The following is a 22,123-nucleotide window of genomic DNA, read 5'->3' on the forward strand; positions in this document are numbered from 1 at the left end:
CTTTTAGATTATAAGATATTTACTTCAGCTTCTATTGAAATACCAAAGAGTCTTTTAATGGTTTTTTGAATTAATTTTGAAAGATTTAAAATGTCTGAACCTTTGGCATTTCCATAGTTTACTAGTACTAAAGCTTGATTTTTGTGTACGCCATAATCGCCAAAACGTTTGCCTTTAAAACCTGCCTTTTCAATAAGCCAACCCGCAGGAATTTTTATTTCATCTTCAGAAATTGTATAATTTGGGATGTCTTTAAAATTCTGGACTAAAGTATTATAATGCGCTTTTGAAACTATTGGGTTTTTGAAAAAACTACCACTATTTCCAATCTCTTTTGGGTTTGGTAATTTGCTTTCGCGAATAGCTATAACTGCTTTTGAAACCTCTTGAATTGTTGGACTTGTAATTTGCATTAATTCAAGCTGAGAAGTAATACTTCCGTAATTAATATTGAGTTTATGTGTTTCTTTTGAAAGTTTAAAAGTTACATTAGTAATAATGTATTTTCCTTTTTCGTGTTGTTTGAAAATGGAATTTCGATAACCAAAATTGCAATCCGCTCTTGAAAATGATTTTATTGTATTGCTTTCTAAAGAAAGACCTTCGCAAGCTATAAACGTATCTTTTAATTCCACACCATAGGCACCAATATTTTGAATAGGTGCAGTACCAACATTACCAGGAATTAATGATAAATTTTCAATACCACCAAAATCATGATTTAAACACCAAAGTACAAATTCGTGCCAGTTTTCTCCAGCATTTGCTTTTACTATTACTGAGTTTTCATCTTCAGAGATTATAAAAATGCCTTTTAAATTAACATGAATAACTAAGGCTTCTTGGTTTTTGGTAAGTAACATATTACTGCCGCCTCCTAAAATAAGTTTGTCTGGGTAACCCTTTAGTAATAGAATGTTTTTTAATTCATCAAGATTAGAAACCGATACAAAATGTTTTGCAAGCACATCAATACCAAAAGTATTGTAAGGTTTTAAAGATATGTTTTCTTTAATCTTCACTAGTCTTTATAAACCTTTAAGGCTTCTTTTAAAATATTTACGGCTTTAACTAGGCTTTCTTTTTTAAGTACATAGGCAATACGTATTTGGTTTAAACCAACACCCGGAGTTGAGTAAAACCCACCTGCTGGAGCAACCATAACGGTTTCGCCATTAACATCAAAATCTTCTAAAAGCCATTGCGCAAAATCATCCGAATTTTTTACAGGTAATTCTGCTATGCAATAAAAAGCACCTTTTGGTTTTGCTACTTTAACACCATCAATTTTTTGTAATTCGCTAATTACAATGTTTCTTCTTTCAACATATTCTTCAATAACATCATCAAAATAACTTTGTGGTGTTTCTAAAGCAGCTTCACTTGCAATTTGTGCTAATGTTGGCGGACTTAAACGTGCTTGAGCAAATTTTAATGCCGTTTGTATAACCACTTTATTTTTAGATACTAAACAACCAATGCGTGCACCACACATGCTGTACCGTTTAGAAACTGAATCAATCATTATAGCATAATCATCTAAACCAGTTTCTTGCATTATAGAATAATGAGTGTTACCATCGTAAGCAAATTCTCGATAAACTTCGTCGGCAATTAAAAATAAATCATGCTTTTTAACAATAGCAGCAAGTTTTTTAATTTCTTCTTTAGAGTATAAATACCCCGTTGGATTTCCGGGATTACAAATTAAAATAGCCTTAGTTTTTGAAGTAATAAGCTTTTCGAACTCCTCAATTGGAGGTAATGCAAAATTATCTTCAATTTTAGAAATTACAGGTACTACTTTAACACCTGAAGCTGTTGAAAACCCATTATAATTGGCATAAAAAGGCTCGGGGATAATTATTTCGTCATCTACATCCATAATGCTACCAAAGGCAAATAACAAGGCTTCGCTTCCACCAGTGGTTACAATAATATCATCGTGGTTAACATTAATATCATGCTTTTTGTAGTAAGCCGAAATTTTTTGTCTATAAACCTCCGATCCTTCAGATCTTGAATAAGCCAAAACATCAATATTACTATTTTTTACAGCTTGTAAAGCAATTTCTGGAGTTTTAATATCGGGTTGCCCAATATTCAAATAATATATATACTTACCATTTTTTACAGCTTGTTCAGCAAATGGAACTAATTTCCGTATAGGAGATTGAGGCATTAATAGCCCTTTTTTCGAGATTGTTGGCATTTAAAAGTATTTAAAGTACAAAGTTGAGAAAATTATCTTAAAGTTTTTTTAAAAAATAGCTATAAATGAGAAAGCTATTGTAAAGATTAGTAAATTGATAAGAGAAATATTTAGCATGTGTATATGAAAAAAGGCTTAGCTCTTATTTTGTTGTTTTTTTGTTTGAGTAATCTTGCGTATTCACAAGGAAAATTTGTTATCCAAAATAAAAAAAGATCAGATAAAATAAAGTTTAGATTAATAAATAATTTAATTGTTATTCCTGTTGAAATTAATGGTGTAGAGTTGTCATTTTTATTAGATACAGGTGTTAGTAAGCCTATTATTTTTAATTTTTTAAATGTTTCTGATACTTTAAAAATTAAAGACACTAAGAAAATATTTTTAAGAGGTTTAGGCGAAGGCGAGTCAGTCGAGGCTTTAAAGTCAAAAAATAATGTTTTTAAAATTGGAGATGCTATTAAGTTAAACCAAGACTTATATGCAGTATACGATGCTAATTTAAATTTTGCACCAAGATTAGGCGTTCCAATTCACGGTATTTTAGGTTTCGATTTTTTTAAAGATTTAATTGTAGAAATAAACTATTCTCATAAGTATTTAAAAATAACGGAACCAATTAGTTATCGGTATAAGGGGTGCAGAAAATGTGAAAGATTTAATCTGGAGTTTTACAACAATAAACCCTATATAAATACGAAGGTTAGAATAAATAACAAATTAATTCCTGTAAAGTTATTAATCGATTCTGGCGGTAGTGATGCGTTGTGGTTATTTGAAGATGATAGTTTAGGAATAGTGTCTAATAATAAATATTTTGAAGATTTTTTAGGACATGGACTAAGTGGGAGTGTGTATGGCAAACGTTCTAAAATTGACGAATTTTATTTAAAAAGTTTTGTTTTTAAAAAAGCAAATGTGGCATATCCAGATTCTACATCTATTTCCTTTGCAAAAAAGTTTACTGGGCGTAATGGAAGTTTAGCTGGTAATATTTTAAAACGGTTCAATATTATAATGGATTATAGAAATGCCATAGTAACCTTTAAAAAGAATGGATATTTTCAAGAAAAGTTTAGCTATAATAAAAGTGGAATAGAATTAGCACATGATGGTGTTAGGTTTGTAAAGGAAAGAGAAAATTTCGTTCCAAGTAATAATAATTTGAGTAATGAAACTAATCAAAACGGAACAAGAATTGTTTTTGATGCACGTTACAAATTTTCACTTAAACCTGCTTACGCAATAGTAGAGCTTAGGATAGATTCGCCAGCGTATAGAGCTGGATTAAAAAATGGTGATATTGTTTTATCAATTAATGGAAAGCCAGCCCATCAATACACATTACAGCAAATAATGTATATGTTTTATGATGATGATGGAAAAAGAATAAAACTAAGAATAGATAGAGAAGGCATTATTTTAAACTACTCATTTTTGCTAGAAGATTTTTTTAAATAAAAAAGTCCAAACACTAATAGTGTTTGGACTTAATTTTTAAGACTATTAAAGTACTATTGTTCCATAACACTTTTGTTTTTCTTATCTAGTACACTTTCTTTGCTAGAATCTACAACAAGTCCTTTTATTTTTAAGGCAACTGTTGGCGTTTCAGCATTAGAAATAACAGTAATAGTTTTTCTTATAGGCATAACTCTTTTTGTGTCATATTTTACTTCTATTTTGCCAGTTTTTCCAGGTAAAATTGGTTCTTCTGGTTTTTTAGGTATAGTACAACCACAAGTAGAAGATACTTTCGAGATTATAAGTGGCGCATCACCAGTATTTGTAAATTCAAAAACTCTTACACCATCAGCTCCTTTTTCAATAGTTCCATAATCTATAGTATCCGATTTAAACTCTATTTTCGCTACTTTGTCTTGCGCATTTACTGAGAAACTAATCAGTCCGATAAATAAAATTGTAATTAATTGTTTCATTACTTTTAATTTTAAATTCAAGTCAAACATACTTACTTTTTCTACAATCTGCAAAAATATTAGATGTAATGCACGTATGTTAACATATTCAACTTAGTTATAAGTACATACAACTTTTCTTTATTTGCAATTAAAATAATAAAGAATCACCTTTATCAATGACAGTTATAACTTTCGTCTGATGGTTTATATTTGATATAATTATCAAACGTAATTCATATTTCAAGAGTTCAAACTAAATGTAAACTTTTCATCATGCTCATTTCATAGAAAAAGAAATATAAGTACTTTTGCACATCAACATTCAAAAACTATTCCAAAGTATGCAAATTCCATCAAAATACGATGCAAGAGAGGTAGAAGGTAAGTGGTACGATTACTGGATGAAACATAATTATTTTCATTCAGAGCCAGACGAAAGAGAGCCATATACCATTGTAATTCCACCACCAAACGTTACGGGCGTATTACACATGGGGCATATGTTGAATAATACCATTCAGGATGTGTTAATTCGCCGTGCACGTTTACAAGGAAAAAATGCATGTTGGGTTCCTGGTACAGACCACGCATCTATTGCTACCGAGGCTAAAGTAGTTGCTAAATTAAAGGAGCAGGGTATTGACAAAAATGACTTATCACGAGATGAATTTTTAAAACATGCTTGGGATTGGACGCACGAATATGGTGGTGTTATTCTAGAACAGTTAAAAAAACTAGGTTGTTCGTGCGATTGGGATAGAACAAAATTCACCATGGATGACGACATGAGTGAAGCCGTTATTAAGGTTTTTGTTGATTTATATGAAAAAGGCTTGATTTACCGCGGATATCGTATGGTGAATTGGGACCCTGAAGCTAAAACAACTTTGTCAGACGAAGAAGTAAATCATGTTGAACGGACTGACAAATTGTACTATGTAAAGTATAAAATTGAAGACGAAGATGGATTTATAACTATTGCAACAACACGTCCTGAAACTATTTTAGGTGATACTGCTGTTTGTATAAACCCAAATGATGAACGTTTTACAAGTTTAAAAGGTAAAAAGGTAATTGTACCAATTTGTAATCGAATTATTCCCATTATTGAAGACGATTATGTTGATATTGAGTTTGGTACAGGATGCCTAAAAGTAACACCTGCTCACGATGTTAACGATAAAGAAATAGGCGATAGGCATAATCTTGAAATTATAGATATCCTTAATGAGGATGCTTCGTTAAATAGCTACGGATTGCACCATGAAGGTAAAGATAGAGTAGTTGCTAGAAAAGATATAGCCAAAGAATTAGACGATATGGAAATTTTGGTTAAAACCGAAGATATTACCCATAAAGTTGGGACTAGCGAGCGTACACATGCTGTAATTGAGCCCCGTTTAAGCGATCAATGGTTTTTAAAAATGGAAGAATTAGCTAAACCAGCTTTAAAGGCAGTTTTAGATGAAAATCCTGAAATTAAGCTATTCCCTAAAAAGTTTGAAAATACCTATCGCCATTGGATGGAAAATGTTCGCGATTGGAATATCTCACGTCAATTACTTTGGGGTCAACAAATCCCAGCATACTATTATGGTGACGGAAAAGAAGATTTTGTTGTAGCAGACACTATTGATGTAGCTGTTGAAAAAGCTAAAGAAAAAACTAACAACCCCCAGCTAACAACTAATGATTTGCGTCAAGAAACAGACGCACTTGACACTTGGTTCTCGTCTTGGTTATGGCCAATGAGTGTGTTTGATGGTATTAGAAACCCAGAAAATGAGGACATAAAATACTATTACCCAACCAACGATTTAGTTACTGGGCCAGATATTTTATTCTTTTGGGTAGCGCGAATGATTGTTGCTGGTTATGAGTATAAAAACGAAAAACCTTTCGAGAATGTATATTTAACAGGTTTGGTGCGTGATAAACAACGCCGTAAAATGAGTAAGCAATTAGGGAATTCTCCTGATGCTTTAAAACTTATTGAACAATATGGAGCTGATGGTGTTCGCGTTGGGTTATTATTAAGTAGTGCAGCAGGAAACGATTTAATGTTCGACGAAGCCTTATGTAATCAAGGTAAAGGATTTGCTAATAAAATATGGAATGCTTTCAGATTAATTAATGGTTGGGATGTAGCTGATATTGAGCAACCAAAGTCCTCTAAAGTAGCAATTGATTGGTTTGAAACTAAATTTCAAAAAGCTTTAACTGAAATTGAAGATCATTTTAGTAAATACCGTTTGAGTGATGCTCTAATGAGCATGTATAAGTTAATTTATGACGATTTTTGTGGATGGTTTTTAGAAATGATAAAACCAGCATATCAACAACCTATTGATAAGAAAACTTACGATGCTGCCATTTCTATTTTAGAAAATAATTTAAAGATATTGCATCCGTTTATGCCATTTTTAACCGAAGAAATCTGGCAACATATTACAGAACGTACTCCAGATGAAGCTTTAATAGTAGCAAAATGGCCAGAAAATAAAACGGTGAATAATACGTTAATTTCTGAGTTTGATTTTGCATCCGAAGTTATTTCAGGCATTCGTACCATTAGAAAACAAAAAAATATAGCTTTTAAAGATGCTATTGGATTTTCGATAATTAATAATGAAAATTCAGGTAAAACCTTTGATGCTATTATAGCTAAATTAGGTAATCTCGAAAATGTTGATTATGTTTCTGAACCAGTTGAAGGCGCTTTAACTTTTAGAGTAAAATCGAATGAGTATTTTGTGCCCATGGCTGGAGCCATTGATGTTGAAGCTGAAGTTAAAAAGTTAACCGAAGAGTTAAACTATACCGAAGGCTTTTTGAAATCGGTACAAAAGAAACTCTCTAACGAACGTTTTGTAGCTGGTGCACCCGAGCAAGTTGTAGCAAGCGAAAAGAAAAAAGAAGCAGATGCTTTGGCAAAGATTGAAACATTAAAAGCTAGTTTAATAAGTTTAAAGTAAACTGATTGGCTTTCGTAGTTTTTTAATTTTGTTTCTTTATAAAATAAATTTAATTATGAAAAAAATTTTTATAAAACTACTATATACTTTTATAGTATTACTAATTTTTACTTCTTGTAAGGAAAATGATGCTATAAAACAAAATGCATTAAATGATGCCATATCAGTAGTTAAAACTGAATACGCTCCAGATAAGCGAGTTGCACTATTTAATGTAGAAGCTATAAAACAAAAGGGAAGTTATTTATTAAAAGGAGAAAGTAACTTAACCAAAGCTGTTAGTGCATTAAAAGACAAATTAAAGGCGAAAAGCATCAGCTTTATTGATAGTATTCAAATGTTACCTTCAAAAGAATTAAATGGAAACATATTTGGTTTGGTTAATATTTCAGTTGCAAATTTAAGAAGCAAGCCAAAACATTCAGCAGAATTAGCAACTCAAGCGCTTTTAGGAACGCCTGTTAATATACTTAAGAGAGAAGGTAGCTGGTCGTTAATACAGACCCCAGATAAGTATTTAGCTTGGGTTGATGATGGAGGAATTGTAGCAATCACTACATCCGATTTATCATTTTGGAAATCTTTACCTAAAGTTATATATACAAATATAACAGGGAGTACTTATTCAAAATCAAATAAGGAGTCTCAAATTATTTCAGATATAGTTGCTGGTAATATTCTAGTTCTTTTAGATGAAGAAAATGGATTTTACAAGGTAGAATATCCTGATGGTAGAATAGCTTTTATCAACAAAAACGAAGCGCAGTTATATAAAGATTGGTTACAAAAAACGAAGCCATCAGCAGAGTCTTTAATTGCTACGTCAAAAAAACTAATGGGCTTACCCTATCTATGGGGGGGGACATCAACAAAAGGTGTTGATTGTAGTGGATTTACAAAAACAGTTTATTTTTTAAACGGTATGGTTATTCCAAGAGATGCTTCGCAGCAAGTTCATACTGGTGAATTAACTGATGAAACAAAGGATTTTACTCAATTAGCCTCTGGTGATTTATTGTTTTTTGGTAGAAAAGCAACCGATTCTACTGCAGAAAGAGTAGTTCATGTAGGGATGTGGATTGGTAACAATGAGTTTATTCATTCTTCTGGAAAAGTAAAAATAAGTAGTTTCAATAAAAATGCTTCAAACTTTGATGAGCATAACTTAAATAGATATCTACGTTCTAAAAGAATTTTAAACAGTAAAAGTGATGCTATTATTAACTTAAGTAGCACTGCTCTTTTTAAAGATTAAAATCAGGGTTTTAAGTAGTTAATGTACCGTTACTTTCTATACAAAAAGTAATTGTTTACCAAGTTTATATATTCTTGTTTGGCTTCGTCTTCGGTAATGTTTTCAGTTTGAAATAGAGCATTGGTTTTAAAGGCATTAATTATGGGCTTTTTGCTCCGTGGTTTCCCATAATCATTGGTGGCTCTTTTGTAGTAAGCGTAGAGCTTTAAAAGCGTATCAGCAGGAAAAGGATCAGTATGTGCATTTACACGATTAACTGCATCTAGAAACTCTATGTCTAATTCACTATTACTCATTAATTTCTGCAATAATACTTTCTCCACCACGTACTTTTTGGTTAAGCTGCACTTTTATTTTGGTGTTTAAAGGTAAAAATAAATCAACCCTCGAGCCAAATTTTATAAATCCAGAATCTGCACCTTGAATAGCTTTGTCGTTTTGTTTTGCATAATTAACAATACGTTTTGCTAAAGCACCAGCAATTTGCCTATAAAGTACTTTTCCATAGGTTTCATTTTCTACAACAACGGTTGTTCGCTCGTTTTCTTCACTTGCTTTAGGATGCCATGCTACTAAATATTTACCCGGGTGATATTTACTAAAAATCACATTTCCACTGATTGGATAACGCGTTACATGTACATTTATTGGCGACATAAACACGCTGACTTGTAGGCGTTTTTCTTTAAAATATTCTTTTTCAAAAACTTCTTCAATAACCACAACTTTACCATCAACTGGAGAAACTACTTGCTTATCGTTAAAAGAAGTAAGTCGTTTTGGGTTTCTAAAAAACTGTAGAATCAATATAAAGAAAGCTAGAAGCACAATTAAAACAAGAGTTCGTAGCCACGAAATATTTATAAAACTATCAACTAGTAAAAACGTTGCAACAATTATAACCAGTGTTACAAATATAATTTTATGTCCTTCTTTATGAAACATATTGTAAAATTCTTAAAAATAAATAAATAAATGGCGCAGCAAAAATAATACTATCTAGTCTATCTAGCAATCCACCATGTCCAGGCATAATAATGCCACTGTCTTTAACATGGGCTTGTCGTTTAAATTTCGACTCAATTAAATCGCCCAAGGTTCCAAATACACTAATAATAATACTTAAAATTAACCAATTCGTAAAGTTTAGTGTCTCTGTAAAGGTAGCAATAAAATAACTTGCAATACAGGAAAAAAACAAACCACCCAAGAACCCTTCGACGGTTTTTTTAGGTGAAATTTTTTCGAATAATTTTTGCTTTCCAAAATTTTTACCAACTAAATAAGCGAACGAATCGTTAACCCAAACTAAAATAAAAGATCCTAATAATATACTTGGATTATAGGTATGATGATAATTTGCAATTAATATTAAGAACACAAAAGCGCTCGAAATATAAAAGGTTGTAAGGATAAATCGTTTAGAACTAAACAGCGGAATAGTTTTTTCTGAAAACAAATCTTTTATTAAAAATAACTTCACAAAAATGGTAATTACCATTAAGATTTGTGTGGCTTCATCTAAACCTGTATTAGTGTTTAATACGACTTGCCAATAGCCAAAAACTAAATAAAGTAAAATAAAAAGAAAATAAGGAATAATACTTTTTAGTTGAATAAGCTTTTTGAATTCTCCCATGCAGATTAGCCCAAAAATAAAGAAAAGGATGATTAATGTATGCTCGTTAAATAAACAGGCTATTAATAGTAAAACGTAAATCAAACCAGATATGGCTCGTATTAAGGTTTCTTTCATCTATTTATAAATCTTCTAAAAGTAATAGGTATAAGTTTTTTGCACTACTACCATAACTTAAGAAATCTTTATCATCATTAGATTTAAAGTGTTTTATGGTGGTGATATTTGTTGGGATTCTTTGTCTGTTTTTAGATTTTATGCCACGTAAACCCTCACCAATATTTTCTACAATTTGACTTGTGGTAGCAAAAACAATAAAATTTATAGGAAGTTCTGGGAGTTTCTTTTCGTATATCTGTTTTGAAGAAATTAGTAAAGAACCATCATTAGCAATTAAGTTTTCGCAAGTGGTTAAGAAAAAAGTAGAGTCGCTTATTCTTGTGGTAGTTTGAATATTTGAATTTTTGAATTTATCTTTTAAATTTTCATCTAATAAAAGTGTCTTTTTGTCATTCCATTCGTTTTCATCAATAATACTTTCTAAGTTTTGGTAGATTTCATTTAAGTCTTCACAATACAGAAACTTACCACCATTAGCTTTAAAGTTTATGGTAAACCTTTCATCTATTGGTAGTTTTATTTCAGGCATATATTTGCCTCTATCATTGGATTTCAGCTCTTCCTGTGAACTATCAGACTTAGAACCAAAAATTTTTCTAAAAAGACTCATTTAGGTTGATGCTATTAACTCATTTTTTTAGGGGTTTATCAAATATAAAAAATCTTAAATTAACCATAGGCTTAATTTAAGATTTTTACTAAAAGCTTAACAAAATTAATTAAAATCTATTCCTCTTCTTCTGTAATTTCTTCTTTTTTAATTTCGGCAGGGCTTTCTTTTTCAAAAGGGCGTTTGCCAAATATTTTCTCAAGGTTATCTTTAAAAATCACTTCTTTTTCTAGAAGTACTTCTGCAAGTTGTGTTAATTTATCTTTATTTTCTTCAAGTAATTTTAAAGCTCTTTGATACTGTTTTTCAATGATTTCAGAAATTTCTCTATCAATTAATTCTGCTGTTTCTTCACTGTAAGGTTTTGTAAACCCATATTCGCTTTGTCCTGAAGAATCATAGTATGTTAAATTTCCAATTTTATCACTCAACCCATACACAGTAACCATAGCTCTTGCTTGTTTTGTTACTTTTTCTAAATCGCTTAAAGCACCAGTTGAAATTTTATCAAAGATTACTTTTTCAGCAGCGCGACCACCAAGGGCAGCACACATTTCATCAAGCATTTGTTCTGGACGAACGATTAAGCGTTCTTCTGGTAAATACCACGCAGCACCTAATGATCTGCCACGAGGCACAATAGTAACTTTAACTAAAGGAGATGCATGTTCAAGCATCCAGCTTACAACTGCATGACCAGCTTCATGAAAAGCAACAGCTTTTTTCTCGCTAGGAGTTATGATTTTATTTTTCTTTTCTAAACCACCAATAATTCTATCTACAGCATCTAAAAAATCTTGTTTATCAACTGCTTTCTTACCATTTCTAGCAGCAATTAATGCAGCTTCGTTACAAACATTGGCAATATCTGCTCCAGAGAAACCTGGGGTTTGTTTTGAAAGAAAATCAATATCTAAATCTTTAGCCTTCTTAAGTGGTCTCAAATGCACTTCAAAAATTTCTTTACGCTCACGAACATCAGGTAAATCAACAAAAATCTGTCTATCAAAACGTCCAGCACGCATTAAAGCTTTATCTAAAATATCTGCTCTGTTTGTTGCAGCAATTACAATAACGTTTGTGTTTGTGCCAAAACCATCCATCTCTGTTAATAGTTGATTTAGTGTGTTTTCACGCTCGTCGTTACTTCCGGACATAGCATTTTTACCTCTAGCACGACCAATGGCATCAATTTCATCAATAAAAATAATTGAAGGTGATTTTTCTTTAGCTTGTTTAAATAAGTCACGAACACGAGAAGCGCCAACACCAACAAACATTTCTACAAAATCTGAACCAGACAATGAGAAGAAAGGTACTTTAGCTTCACCTGCAACAGCTTTTGCTAATAAGGTTTTACCGGTTCCTGGAGGGCCTACAAGTAATGCGCCTTTAGGTATTTTTCCTCCTAAAGTGGTGTATTTTTCTGGAAATTTTAAAAAGTCTACAATTTCTTGAACTTCTTCTTTTGCACCTTCTAAACCTGCAACATCTTTAAAACTGGTTTTAACTTCGGTGTTTTGGTCGAATAGCTTTGCTTTCGATTTTCCGATGTTAAAAATCTGTCCGCCAGCACCACCGCCAGCACCACCAGACATACGGCGCATAATGAAGATCCAAACACCTATAAGTAAAATGAAAGGTAGAATGCCTAATAGGAAATCACCCCATACATTTTCTTTAGTATCTAAACTAAGTATATCATATTTATTAATGGCTTTTAAATCATTTTCAAAATTTTGAAGGTCGCCAATTTCAAATTTATAATTGGGTAATTTTGTTGCCGATGGTATAAATGTTTTAGGCTTTGAGTTTTTGTGAATCTCTTTTTCCTGAGCATCCTTTGTTAGATAAACTTGGGCTATACGCCTGTTTATGATTTCAACTTTTTCAACATCATTATCTTCAGCGTATTTAAAAAATTGAGAAGGCGTAATAGTGCCACCATCTTGATAGCTGCCACTACTGAATAGTTGAAAACCTAAAAAAATTGCTAATACAATACCATAAATCCAATACGGACTAAACTTAGGTTTCTTTTCTTTTATATTTTTTTTGTCGTTTGCCATGTGTTTTTAGTAACTAGTTTCTATTACTGTTGTTTTTGCATCTCCCCAAAGACTCTCAATATCATAATATTCTCGAATGTGTTTTTGAAACACATGTACAACAATATTTACATAGTCTATTAACACCCATTCGGCATTATCTAAGCCTTCTGTATGCCAAGGGTTATCTTTTAACTCTTTACTTACCTTTTTTTGAATTGAGTTTACTATGGCGTTTACTTGTGTGTTTGAAGTACCTTCGCAAATTATAAAGTAGTCGCAAACTGTGTTTTCTATATCTCTTAAATCTAGGATGTTTATTTCTTTACCTTTAACATCTTCAATGCCATTTATTATAACAGATATTAATTGATCTGGGCTTATTTTTTCTTTCGCCATTAATTTTTTTTAATTTGTGCAAAGTTATTATTTTTTTAGTTCTTTATACTTTAAAATAATCATAAGATTTTAAAGCTTTAAAATAACTTGTAAATGCGTATAATCAAACTTGATGCCATCGATTCGACAAATTCTTTTTTAAAAGAAATGATTTGTACTGAAACTGTCGCCGATTATACTATTGTAGTAGCAGAATATCAAACAAATGGGCGCGGGCAAATGGGGACTAATTGGGACTCTGAAAAAGGTAAAAACCTTATGTTTAGCTTGTTTAAAGATTTAAGTATTCATGTTGTTGAATTTCCTTTTTATATTAGTATGGCTATTTCTCTAGCTATTTTTAAAACCTTAAAGGCTTTAAATATTCCAGATTTACATATTAAATGGCCAAACGACATTTTGTCAGCAGACAAGAAAATTTGTGGAATATTAATAGAGAATGTCATAAAAAATAAGCTTAACTCTACAATTATTGGTATTGGAATTAATGTAAATCAGACGGAACTTAATAATCTTCCTCAAGCATCTTCTTTAAAAAACATTACAGGAGTACATTATAATTTAGATGAAATCTTACATCGTATTATTAAACATACTAAGGAATATTCTAAACTTTTACAGCAAGGTAAATATGATGCTGTTAAAAATGAATATGAAGCTAATTTATTTAGAAAAAACAAACCTTCAACATTTAAAAATACTAATGGTGATTTATTTTCTGGGTTTATAATAGGTGTTACCAAGTACGGTAAACTACAGGTGCTTTTAGAAGATGAAATTGTTAAAAAATTTGATCTTAAAGAAATTACTTTAATGTACTAAATAGCCTTTGGAATACTAGTAGCCAGAGTTTCAATAAATTTACTTATTGGACCTTTAATCATCATTGCCATCATAGGGTTAAAGTCGCCAGTAAATTCTAACTGCACTTCGCTAGAACCATTTGCTGTTTCAATTATATTTCCAATAAGCGAAAAATCTAATTTACCACCAGCAGCACCTAAAACAATTTTATTTGGAGCAATAGCTTCTTTCTTTTTAAGTATTATTTCTGGCATACCTTTTAAAGCAAAAAGAAATTTGTCGTTATCTAAAATTTCAAATTTACTTATGTTTTCTGGCATTAAAGATTCAAAATTTTTAACATCAGATAAAAAATCAAAGACCTCCTGTGGTGATTTGCTAACATTAATTTTGGGCGATTCTAAATTCATTTTGTTGTAATTTGTTTGTCGTTAAGCTATTTAGTCGTGCACCTTAACAGTTTTACAACTAAACAACATACTTATGTTATCAATTAGCGTTCCATTCACTAGGACTGGTATTCCATTCAGACAAAGTTTCCAGTTCTTTTTGAGATATATAATTAGTTTCTAAAGCTTGCTCAAGTAAACTTTCGTAATTGCTTAAGGTATGAAGGTTTATGTTTTCTTTTTTAAAATTTTCAGTAGCCACATCAAACCCATAAGTAAAAATGGCAACCATTCCTTTTACATTAATATTGGCATCCTTTAAAGCTTTCACGGCGTTTAAACTGCTTTTGCCTGTGCTAATTAAATCTTCAACAACTACAACATTCTGTCCGCTTTCAATAAAACCTTCAATTTGGTTTTTGCGTCCGTGCCCTTTAGCATCAGGTCTTACATAAATAAAGGGCAAGCCCAAATACTCTGCAACTAAAATACCAATGCCAATAGCGCCAGTAGCAACACCAGCAATAACATCTGGTTTGCCGTAATGTTTTTCAATTTGCTTAGCCATAACTTCGCGAATATAGTTGCGAATAGGAGGAAAGGACAATATAATTCTGTTGTCGCAATAAATTGGTGATTTCCATCCAGAAGCCCATGTAAAAGGTTCTTTCGGACTTAGTTTTATAGCATTAACTTGTAATAAAACTTCGGCGGTTTTTCTTGCGGTGTGTTTGTTAAAAATCATAGGCGTAAAATTACACATAAATTTATTTTTATTTAGCCGAAGATTGATGAATAAAATTATTTTTTTTAACAATAGTTGAAATGTGCTTAAAAATGATATTTTTACCAAAACAAAATAGTTAAGTAAAACCTACAATGCACAAAATTTTTGTTAACGATAAACCTTTAATTTTAACTACTAAAGTTGAAAAAGAAGATGGCTTTAAAAATTATTTACTTAAAACAGTAGATATGGGCAAAGTTATTAGAAAACTTAACAGAACAAAGCTTAAAGAGGTTAGACTTATTGGGAAAAAAGAGGAAAAATTACTTAAAAGATTTCTTAAAAAGTTACCTAATGTTATTGCGGGAGGTGGAAAAGTTTATAATGATAATGGCGATATTTTATTTATTTATAGAAATGATAAATGGGATTTGCCTAAAGGAAAAACCGAAGGTAATGAAAGCATTGAGAGAACAGCTATTAGAGAAGTTACTGAAGAAACTGGAGTTAGCGGATTAGAAATTACAAAACCTTTAGAAACAACATACCATATTTTTAAGCGTAACGGACGGTATAAAATAAAGATAACTTACTGGTTTGAAATGAAAACAAATTTTAAAGGAAAACTTTATCCTCAAGAAAATGAAGGGATTACTAAAGTTGAATGGCTTAATAAAGAGCAAACAAAAAAAGCCTTAGAGAATAGTTATGCTAATATTAAGTTATTAGTTTAGGAGTTTTATTAAATGTTTTAAGAATCTGGAGAGGTATTTATGAATTCTGTGTTTACTTAGTATAGCTTATACTGTCTCCAACTGAAAGTTTCCAAGTGTTAACTAAACCCGCATTAACCTCCAAAACATATTTAGCGGGCGCGTTTGATGACAGAGAACTTTCATCAAAGGGTTTTGCATTTTTTTGAAAACTTACTATGGTTTTATTGTCGCTAATAAAAATTAAATCTAAAGGAATTTTAGTGTTCTTCATATAAAAAGAACGCTCCCTAACATCATCAAAAACAAATAGCATACCTTGGTTATTTTGCATAGAACTGCGGTACATTAAACCTGTTTGGGTTTCATATTCGGTATTTGCAATTTCAATATCTATAACTACTTTTGTTGAGTCTGTGGTTGTTTTAAAAAACGTGAGTTCACCTTCTTTTGTAAAAATAACCTCAGTTTGCTTAATTATTTTTTTATCATCTTTACAAGACGATACACATAATAAAACTAGCAATACTAAAAATAATTTTAAGGACTTAAGAAACATCTTATTAGGTAGCCGTTTTTGGTTTATAAATAAACATAAAATATAGACCAATTAGTATAAACGGAATGCTTAACCATTGTCCAGTGTTTAAACTAAACCAGTTAATATATTCGTCACCTTGTGGTTCTTTAACACGTTCAACAAAGAAACGAATTGTCCATAGTAAAATTAAAAACAATCCAAAAAGAAAACCAGTTTGGTCTTTTTTAGAAGTTTTAGAATAAAAATACCATAAAATTAAAAATACAAAAACATAACTAAATGATTCGTATAATTGTGCAGGATGTCTGTACGGAACAGCTTCTAATAATTCAGCAAATTGAGGATTATCAGTTACTGCTGCATAAGCTTTTTGTACATCTTTAATGCCAGTGAGCTGAGTGATTTCTCGTTTATAATATTCATCTTGAATAAACCGAACACCAAAACTAGAATCTGTTACTTTTCCAATAATTTCAGAATTAATAAAATTTCCAATTCTAATAAAAACAGCACCAGAAGCGACAGAAATAACCACACGATCTAAAATCCAAAGTAAAGATTTGTAGTTGTATTTTTTACGATACAAATACATACCTATAATAATACCAATGGCAGCTCCATGACTTGCAAGTCCTTGAAAACCTGTAAACTCGAAGCCGCCTTTAAATTTAAAAGGAAGAAAAATGCTAAAAAAGTCTTCGGTTATTAATTCGGACTGATAAAATAAAACATGCCCTAAACGCGCACCAAGCATAGTTGCCAAAACCGTATAAATAAATAATGGATCTAAATAGGTTAGCGATACTTTTTCTTTAGTAAAAATACGTTTCATAATATACCAACCTGCAACAAAAGCAATAACCCACATGAGGCTATAAAAATGAAGCTTAAAATTGCCAATTATATCAATGCCAGTTACTGGGTTCCAATCAAATTTTAAAAAATGCATAGGTTTTGTTTTTCAGCGTAAAGATAAGGTTTGCTATACTTTTTTTGAGATTATTTAACAATTTCTAAAATTTCTACTTCAAAAATTATATTTGATCTTGGTGGAATACCTCTATTTCCTGCTTCGCCATAAGCCAAATGATATGGTATAAATAAAGTTGCTTTATCACCAACATTTAACTGTTGTAAGCCTTCTTTAAAGCCTGAAATCATTCTTGCATTTGGACTCAAATCTGCAGTTAAGGGTTGATATTTATCTGCAAGTTTACGTTTTTCGTTAACCACGTCAAGAGCTTCTGCTATTTTTAAACTGCTTGTTTCTAGTAGTTTACCGTTTTCAAAATAAACAGCATAATGCGTTAAAACTTTATCGGTTTCTTTTAGTTTTTTTCCAGTTCCTTTTTCTGTAATTGTGTATTGTAAACCAGAAGGTAAAGTAATAGAAGCTTCCTGCTGTTTGTTAAATTTTTCTTTAGTAGCTTTTAAAATAGCTTCTGCTTTTGCTGCTTTTTCTTTTTCTAAACGCTCAACTTCGGCAAAATGATTAATGAAAATTTTTGGAGCATCAAACTTTTTAGCGTCTTTACCTTTTCTAATAATATTTAATTCATCAATAATAACATCTTTAATAGGTTTATTTCTTGAGCCAACTTTTACATTCGAAATCGTGTCAAGAATATCAAGCCCTAGGACTAATTCACCAAAAACACTATGGACATTGTCTAAATGAGGTTTTGGAATTTCGGTTATAAAAAACTGACTTCCATTTGAGTTTGGCCCTCCATTGGCCATAGATAAAACACCAGGTTTATCATGTTTTAAATCAGGGTGAAATTCATCATTAAACTTATAACCAGGATTTCCAGCTCCTGTTCCAAGAGGATCTCCACCTTGAATCATGAATTTATCCATAACTCGATGAAAAGTAAGCCCGTTATAGAATTTTTTTTCTTTATAGGCACTATCAACCATGGTGTTCGTGCCTTCTGCTAACGACACAAAATTTGCAACCGTAATAGGTGTTTTTTTGTAATTTAATTTCGCAACCATAACACCTTTAGTGGTTACAAATTCTGCATACATACCATCTTCAAGATCTGGGTATTGTGCTTTGCAAGAGGTTAAGCTTATTACTAAAGCTAAGCCTAAAAATTTAAAAATTCGCATGATTTAATTGGATTGATTTTGGGTAATTGAATTAACGGTTACTTCGCAAATTAAAGGCGTATTTGAACCTATTTTATTTTGGTCTCCATAATAGCCATAAGCTTTTTGAGAAGGAAATAAAAAAGTAACGGTTTCGCCTGTTTTCATAAGTTTTAAACCTTCACGTAAACCTGTAAACAATTCTTCTTGATCCATGGCATAGGTTTGTGTTTTAATATCTGCTTTAGAATAAATTAATGCGCCATTTAAGTCTTTTATATTATAATTATAGGTTATAATATCACCAAAATTGGGTGTGCTTAAAGTATCGGTTTCTGCTTTAGTATTATAGTAATACCAAAAACCACTTTCAGAGGCTATGTAATTGTTATTCTTTTTAAGCGTCATAACTTCCTGAATTTTAGCTTGCTCTTTAGCATTTAATTGCTTGTTTCGCTTTACCGAAGCATCAATAAAAGAACCTGTTTTTACTGAAATGGGTTTTCTGGCTTCTGGAGTTTTGCAACTATATAAGAAAAGTAGTGCAAGTATTATGGTTAATTGTTTAGTCATCATTTAGGGCTTTATTATAACTAGGCAATATACTAATAAATTTTTCTACGGTATTTTTTAAAGATAATTCGCTTCGTCCACCAGCAGCATTTGTATGTCCGCCACCATTAAAATGCGCGCGAGAAAATTCATTTACAGAAAAGTTACCTTTTGATCGTAATGAGATTTTTATAATATCTTCTTGTTTATCTTCAATAAAAATAGCTGCAAAAACAATATTGTCTAACGATAAGCCATAATTAACAACACCTTCGGTATCTCCTTTTTTATAATTGAACATGTTTAGTTCGTCTTGAGAAAGTGTTATATAAGCAGTTCGTGCTTCTGGAATGACTTTTAAATTACTTAAAGCACAGCCCAAAAGTTGCAATCTTTCGTAGCTATTAGTATCGTAAACATTATTATGAATTTCAGCATTATTTGCACCTTTTTCAATCAGTTTTGCAATAATTTGATGCGTTTTACTTGTCGTTGAAGGAAACCTGAAAGAACCTGTATCGGTCATTATACCAACATAAATACAAGTAGCAATGTTAGAATCGATACGACTTGTATCTCCTAGCATATCTATAAAATGATAAATCATTTCGCAAGTTGAGCTCATGCTTACATCAGAAAACATATAAGTTGCATAATCATCTGGAGCTTGATGATGATCAATCATAATTTTTAAAGCCTTACTTTCTGCTAAAACGGTTTCCATATTTCCTGTTCTATGAAACGCATTAAAATCTAAAGTAAAAATAATATCGGCAGATTTGATAAGTGTTTCGCAAGCTTCGGTTTGAGAATCGTGTTTTAAAATATGGTCATTTCCTGGTATCCATTTTAAAAAAGTCGGATAATCATTAGGAACCATAACTGTAGCATTATGCTTGTGTTTTATTAAGTAATGATATAAGGCTAGCGTAGAGCCTATAGCATCTCCATCAGGATTTCTATGCGGTACTATAACTATATTTTTTTGTTTAGCTAGTAGTTGTTTTATGTGCTTTATGTCTTCTTTTGTCATAGGTAGCGAATATACAATTTTTTAAAATTGGTTAGACTTGTATTTAATTAGAAATACATTACTTTTGCACGAAAATAAAAAATATATAATGGCAACAAACAGAACATTTACTATGCTTAAGCCAGATGCTGTTGAAAAAGGACACATTGGCGCAATATTAGAAAAAATTTCAGCTTCGGGATTTAGAATAGTAGCAATGAAATTAACGCAAATGACAAAAGCAGATGCTGAAGCATTTTATGCAATACATAACGAGCGTCCGTTTTTTGGTGAGTTAGTTGAATATATGACTCGTGGCCCAATTGTAGCGGCTATTTTAGAAAAAGATAACGCCGTTGAAGATTTTAGAACCTTAATTGGTGCAACAAATCCTGCTGATGCTGCCGAAGGGACTATACGTAAATTATATGCAGCTTCTATTGGAGAAAATGCTGTACACGGAAGTGATAGTGATGATAATGCTGCTATTGAAGGCGCATTTCATTTCTCAGGTAGAGAGATGTTTTAATTAGCATTAAGAAAATAATATAAAAAAATCCCGCAACATCGTTGCGGGATTTTTGTTTTAAAAAAGTATAGTTTCCCGTTTTCACAGGAATGACAAATTTATTAGAGCATCTGAGATTTTTTATCTCAGATTGTCTTTTCTTAACTAAACTACTTTTACGTTTACGGCATTTAACCCTTTTCTACCTTCCTCTAAATCAAATTCTACTAAGTCGCCTTCGCGAATTTCATCGATTAATCCAGAAATATGGACAAAGTGCTCTGTGTTTGAACCTTCTTCTGTTATAAATCCGAATCCTTTAGAATCGTTGAAGAATTTTACTGTTCCTTTACTCATTGTATTATAAATATTAAATTAATTATTAATGAGTATACAAACTTTATGCCACAAAAAAGCCCATCAAATATAATGATAGGCTCTTAATTGTAAATTAAAGTATATGTATTAGATTACTTTTACGTTTACGGCGTTTAATCCTTTTTTACCTTCTTGTAAATCGAATTCTACTGCATCACCTTCACGAACTTCATCGATTAATCCAGAAATGTGTACAAAATGTTCTTTGTTGTTGTCGTCTTCAGTGATAAATCCAAATCCTTTAGAATCATTGAAAAACTTTACTGTTCCTTTACTCATTATTTAAACTATTAAATTAATATATTTTTGTAAAGATAGTGCCAATTAATTTATAAACCACTATAAACAAAAAAAGTCTACCAAATTGATTGGTAGACTTTTAGTTGTAATTGTTAAAAGTATATTCTTAGATTACTTTTACGTTTACGGCGTTTAATCCTTTTCTACCTTCTTGTAGATCGAATTCTACTGCATCACCTTCACGAATTTCATCGATAAGTCCTGAAATGTGTACGAAATGTTCTTTGTTGTTGTCATCTTCAGTAATAAATCCAAAACCTTTTGAATCGTTGAAGAATTTTACGGTACCTTTACTCATTGTATTTGTATTAAAATAATTAAGCCTCAAAGATAATACAAATTATAATAACTTGTTTCTTTTAATTAAAAAAAATCTATTAAATTTAAAGATATAATCATCTTAAAACCAGTTTTTTAATAAGATTTTTACCTAATTCTTCATTAAGCATATCAATTATTTTTTGTTTACCGTAACTTAATTCTTCTCTTAATACACTCGAATTTAGTTGTATATAAAGGGTGTCGCGCTCTAAATTTACAGTTGTGGTGTAGTTGTTTACGCCATTGCCCATAAGTTTAGCCCAAGCATCGGCAACATTAACTTTGTTTAGGCCTTTTTCTAGTTTGTTAGTTTCTACAAATTCTTTTAATGCGTCTTGTATGCTAATATGTTCGTTGTTACGTTTTGCCATAAAACTGTCGTATTTTTTGTAATATTTTTTTGGGCGTTACCACAACACTTCGACAAGCTCAGTGCAAGTGGTCGGGCTTTTCTCTATATCTTTTTAAACGTCATTGCGAGGACGAAGGACGTGGCAATCTACCAAATTTTAGTTTACAACATAGTTTTTTCTCAATCAAATTTAAAAAGGATGAGTTTACCCTGAGCTTGTCAAAGGGTTGCTTCCCTAACCAATTATTTGCT

At 31.2% G+C, this 22,123-nt stretch carries 26 protein-coding genes; 6 read left to right on the forward strand and 20 right to left on the reverse strand.

The annotated features are described in order from the left end of the window. Positions 1 to 8: 8 nt before the first annotated feature. On the reverse strand, positions 9 to 1,022 hold the full coding sequence (gene murB, locus RG22_RS14020) for a UDP-N-acetylmuramate dehydrogenase (protein ID WP_034044395.1): 1,014 nt from the start codon (positions 1,020 to 1,022) through the stop codon (positions 9 to 11). Continuing rightward, complete coding sequence (locus RG22_RS14025; protein ID WP_034044396.1) at positions 1,022 to 2,212, reverse strand: pyridoxal phosphate-dependent aminotransferase; 1,191 nt, start codon at positions 2,210 to 2,212, stop codon at positions 1,022 to 1,024. Before RG22_RS14025 ends, murB begins: the two co-directional genes overlap by 1 nt. Before the next feature lie 123 nt (positions 2,213 to 2,335). On the opposite strand from RG22_RS14025, the gene RG22_RS14030 reads away from it, so the two are divergent. Beyond that, entirely contained in the window at positions 2,336 to 3,673 is a 1,338-nt protein-coding gene (locus RG22_RS14030; RefSeq protein ID WP_034044397.1) for an aspartyl protease family protein, read from the forward strand. A gap of 53 nt (positions 3,674 to 3,726) precedes the next feature. Here RG22_RS14030 and RG22_RS14035 read toward each other — a convergent pair whose 3' ends face one another. Continuing rightward, complete coding sequence (locus tag RG22_RS14035; RefSeq protein WP_034046130.1) at positions 3,727 to 4,152, reverse strand: DUF1573 domain-containing protein; 426 nt, start codon at positions 4,150 to 4,152, stop codon at positions 3,727 to 3,729. Positions 4,153 to 4,475: 323 nt separating this feature from the next. Between RG22_RS14035 and RG22_RS14040 the strand changes: the two genes are divergently transcribed. Continuing rightward, positions 4,476 to 7,109, forward strand: coding sequence for a valine--tRNA ligase (locus tag RG22_RS14040; RefSeq protein ID WP_034044399.1), 2,634 nt, complete (start codon positions 4,476 to 4,478; stop codon positions 7,107 to 7,109). 55 nt (positions 7,110 to 7,164) lie between these two features. Further along, a complete protein-coding gene (locus RG22_RS14045; protein WP_034044402.1) occupies positions 7,165 to 8,364 on the forward strand; it encodes a C40 family peptidase in 1,200 nt (399 codons plus the stop codon). A 29-nt stretch (positions 8,365 to 8,393) separates the two neighbouring features. Here the strand turns inward: RG22_RS14045 and RG22_RS14050 are convergent, their stop codons facing one another. The 6 genes from RG22_RS14050 to rsfS all read right to left on the reverse strand — a co-directional run bounded on the left by RG22_RS14050 (position 8,394) and on the right by rsfS (position 13,180). Beyond that, complete coding sequence (locus RG22_RS14050) at positions 8,394 to 8,660, reverse strand: acyl-CoA-binding protein (RefSeq protein ID WP_034044404.1); 267 nt, start codon at positions 8,658 to 8,660, stop codon at positions 8,394 to 8,396. Further along, positions 8,653 to 9,309, reverse strand: a complete 657-nt coding sequence (locus RG22_RS14055; protein WP_034044407.1) for a phosphatidylserine decarboxylase family protein — start codon at positions 9,307 to 9,309, stop codon at positions 8,653 to 8,655. The genes RG22_RS14050 and RG22_RS14055 overlap by 8 nt, the downstream gene beginning before the upstream one ends. Beyond that, positions 9,299 to 10,120: a phosphatidate cytidylyltransferase gene (locus tag RG22_RS14060; RefSeq protein ID WP_034044409.1), complete on the reverse strand. Its 822-nt coding sequence runs from the start codon at positions 10,118 to 10,120 to the stop codon at positions 9,299 to 9,301. The genes RG22_RS14055 and RG22_RS14060 overlap by 11 nt, the downstream gene beginning before the upstream one ends. A 4-nt stretch (positions 10,121 to 10,124) precedes the next feature. After that, positions 10,125 to 10,733 (reverse strand): LUD domain-containing protein, encoded by a 609-nt coding sequence (locus RG22_RS14065; RefSeq protein ID WP_034044412.1) that lies wholly within the window; start codon positions 10,731 to 10,733, stop codon positions 10,125 to 10,127. 116 nt (positions 10,734 to 10,849) lie between these two features. Next, positions 10,850 to 12,802, reverse strand: a complete 1,953-nt coding sequence (ftsH, locus tag RG22_RS14070; RefSeq protein WP_034044414.1) for an ATP-dependent zinc metalloprotease FtsH — start codon at positions 12,800 to 12,802, stop codon at positions 10,850 to 10,852. 6 nt (positions 12,803 to 12,808) lie between these two features. Beyond that, entirely contained in the window at positions 12,809 to 13,180 is a 372-nt protein-coding gene (gene rsfS / locus RG22_RS14075) for a ribosome silencing factor (protein WP_034044417.1), read from the reverse strand. A gap of 93 nt (positions 13,181 to 13,273) precedes the next feature. On the opposite strand from rsfS, the gene RG22_RS14080 reads away from it, so the two are divergent. Further along, positions 13,274 to 14,002, forward strand: a complete 729-nt coding sequence (locus tag RG22_RS14080; RefSeq protein ID WP_034044420.1) for a biotin--[acetyl-CoA-carboxylase] ligase — start codon at positions 13,274 to 13,276, stop codon at positions 14,000 to 14,002. Here the strand turns inward: RG22_RS14080 and RG22_RS14085 are convergent. Both RG22_RS14085 and pyrE read right to left on the reverse strand, forming a co-directional pair. Next, positions 13,999 to 14,394 carry an SRPBCC family protein gene (locus RG22_RS14085; RefSeq protein ID WP_034044423.1) on the reverse strand — a complete coding sequence of 132 codons (396 nt, stop codon included), beginning with the start codon at positions 14,392 to 14,394 and terminating at the stop codon, positions 13,999 to 14,001. The two genes, RG22_RS14080 and RG22_RS14085, sit on opposite strands and share 4 nt — an antisense overlap. A 79-nt stretch (positions 14,395 to 14,473) precedes the next feature. Further along, entirely contained in the window at positions 14,474 to 15,118 is a 645-nt protein-coding gene (pyrE, locus tag RG22_RS14090; RefSeq protein WP_034044425.1) for an orotate phosphoribosyltransferase, read from the reverse strand. A 134-nt stretch (positions 15,119 to 15,252) separates the two neighbouring features. Here pyrE and RG22_RS14095 point away from each other — a divergent pair, with 134 nt between their 5' ends. Then, positions 15,253 to 15,834 (forward strand): NUDIX hydrolase, encoded by a 582-nt coding sequence (locus RG22_RS14095; protein WP_034044428.1) that lies wholly within the window; start codon positions 15,253 to 15,255, stop codon positions 15,832 to 15,834. Between the two features lie 52 nt (positions 15,835 to 15,886). Here RG22_RS14095 and RG22_RS14100 read toward each other — a convergent pair whose 3' ends face one another. The 5 genes from RG22_RS14100 to RG22_RS14120 are packed head-to-tail and all read right to left on the reverse strand — an operon-like array spanning position 15,887 to position 20,033. Next, complete coding sequence (locus RG22_RS14100) at positions 15,887 to 16,339, reverse strand: DUF192 domain-containing protein (RefSeq protein ID WP_420804780.1); 453 nt, start codon at positions 16,337 to 16,339, stop codon at positions 15,887 to 15,889. Positions 16,340 to 16,376: 37 nt separating this feature from the next. Then, on the reverse strand, positions 16,377 to 17,303 hold the full coding sequence (lgt, locus tag RG22_RS14105) for a prolipoprotein diacylglyceryl transferase (RefSeq protein WP_034044434.1): 927 nt from the start codon (positions 17,301 to 17,303) through the stop codon (positions 16,377 to 16,379). Between the two features lie 50 nt (positions 17,304 to 17,353). After that, complete coding sequence (locus RG22_RS14110) at positions 17,354 to 18,469, reverse strand: peptidylprolyl isomerase (protein WP_034044436.1); 1,116 nt, start codon at positions 18,467 to 18,469, stop codon at positions 17,354 to 17,356. 3 nt (positions 18,470 to 18,472) lie between these two features. After that, positions 18,473 to 19,021 carry a gliding motility-associated peptidyl-prolyl isomerase GldI gene (gldI, locus tag RG22_RS14115; RefSeq protein WP_034044440.1) on the reverse strand — a complete coding sequence of 183 codons (549 nt, stop codon included), beginning with the start codon at positions 19,019 to 19,021 and terminating at the stop codon, positions 18,473 to 18,475. After that, entirely contained in the window at positions 19,014 to 20,033 is a 1,020-nt protein-coding gene (locus RG22_RS14120) for a DHH family phosphoesterase (protein ID WP_034044443.1), read from the reverse strand. The genes gldI and RG22_RS14120 overlap by 8 nt, the downstream gene beginning before the upstream one ends. An 88-nt stretch (positions 20,034 to 20,121) precedes the next feature. Here RG22_RS14120 and RG22_RS14125 point away from each other — a divergent pair, with 88 nt between their 5' ends. After that, on the forward strand, positions 20,122 to 20,541 hold the full coding sequence (locus tag RG22_RS14125) for a nucleoside-diphosphate kinase (protein WP_034044445.1): 420 nt from the start codon (positions 20,122 to 20,124) through the stop codon (positions 20,539 to 20,541). 144 nt (positions 20,542 to 20,685) lie between these two features. Here the strand turns inward: RG22_RS14125 and RG22_RS14130 are convergent, their stop codons facing one another. The 4 genes from RG22_RS14130 to RG22_RS14145 all read right to left on the reverse strand — a co-directional run bounded on the left by RG22_RS14130 (position 20,686) and on the right by RG22_RS14145 (position 21,890). Further along, positions 20,686 to 20,877 (reverse strand): cold-shock protein, encoded by a 192-nt coding sequence (locus RG22_RS14130; protein WP_034044446.1) that lies wholly within the window; start codon positions 20,875 to 20,877, stop codon positions 20,686 to 20,688. A 108-nt stretch (positions 20,878 to 20,985) separates the two neighbouring features. Further along, a complete protein-coding gene (locus RG22_RS14135) occupies positions 20,986 to 21,177 on the reverse strand; it encodes a cold-shock protein (protein ID WP_034044448.1) in 192 nt (63 codons plus the stop codon). A 127-nt stretch (positions 21,178 to 21,304) separates the two neighbouring features. Next, entirely contained in the window at positions 21,305 to 21,496 is a 192-nt protein-coding gene (locus RG22_RS14140) for a cold-shock protein (protein WP_034044451.1), read from the reverse strand. A gap of 97 nt (positions 21,497 to 21,593) precedes the next feature. Further along, positions 21,594 to 21,890: a DciA family protein gene (locus tag RG22_RS14145; RefSeq protein WP_034044453.1), complete on the reverse strand. Its 297-nt coding sequence runs from the start codon at positions 21,888 to 21,890 to the stop codon at positions 21,594 to 21,596. Positions 21,891 to 22,123 lie beyond the last annotated feature (233 nt).

The sequence above is a fragment of the Wocania ichthyoenteri Th78 genome (assembly GCF_000789235.1).
GTDB lineage: Bacteria > Bacteroidota > Bacteroidia > Flavobacteriales > Flavobacteriaceae > Wocania_A > Wocania_A ichthyoenteri.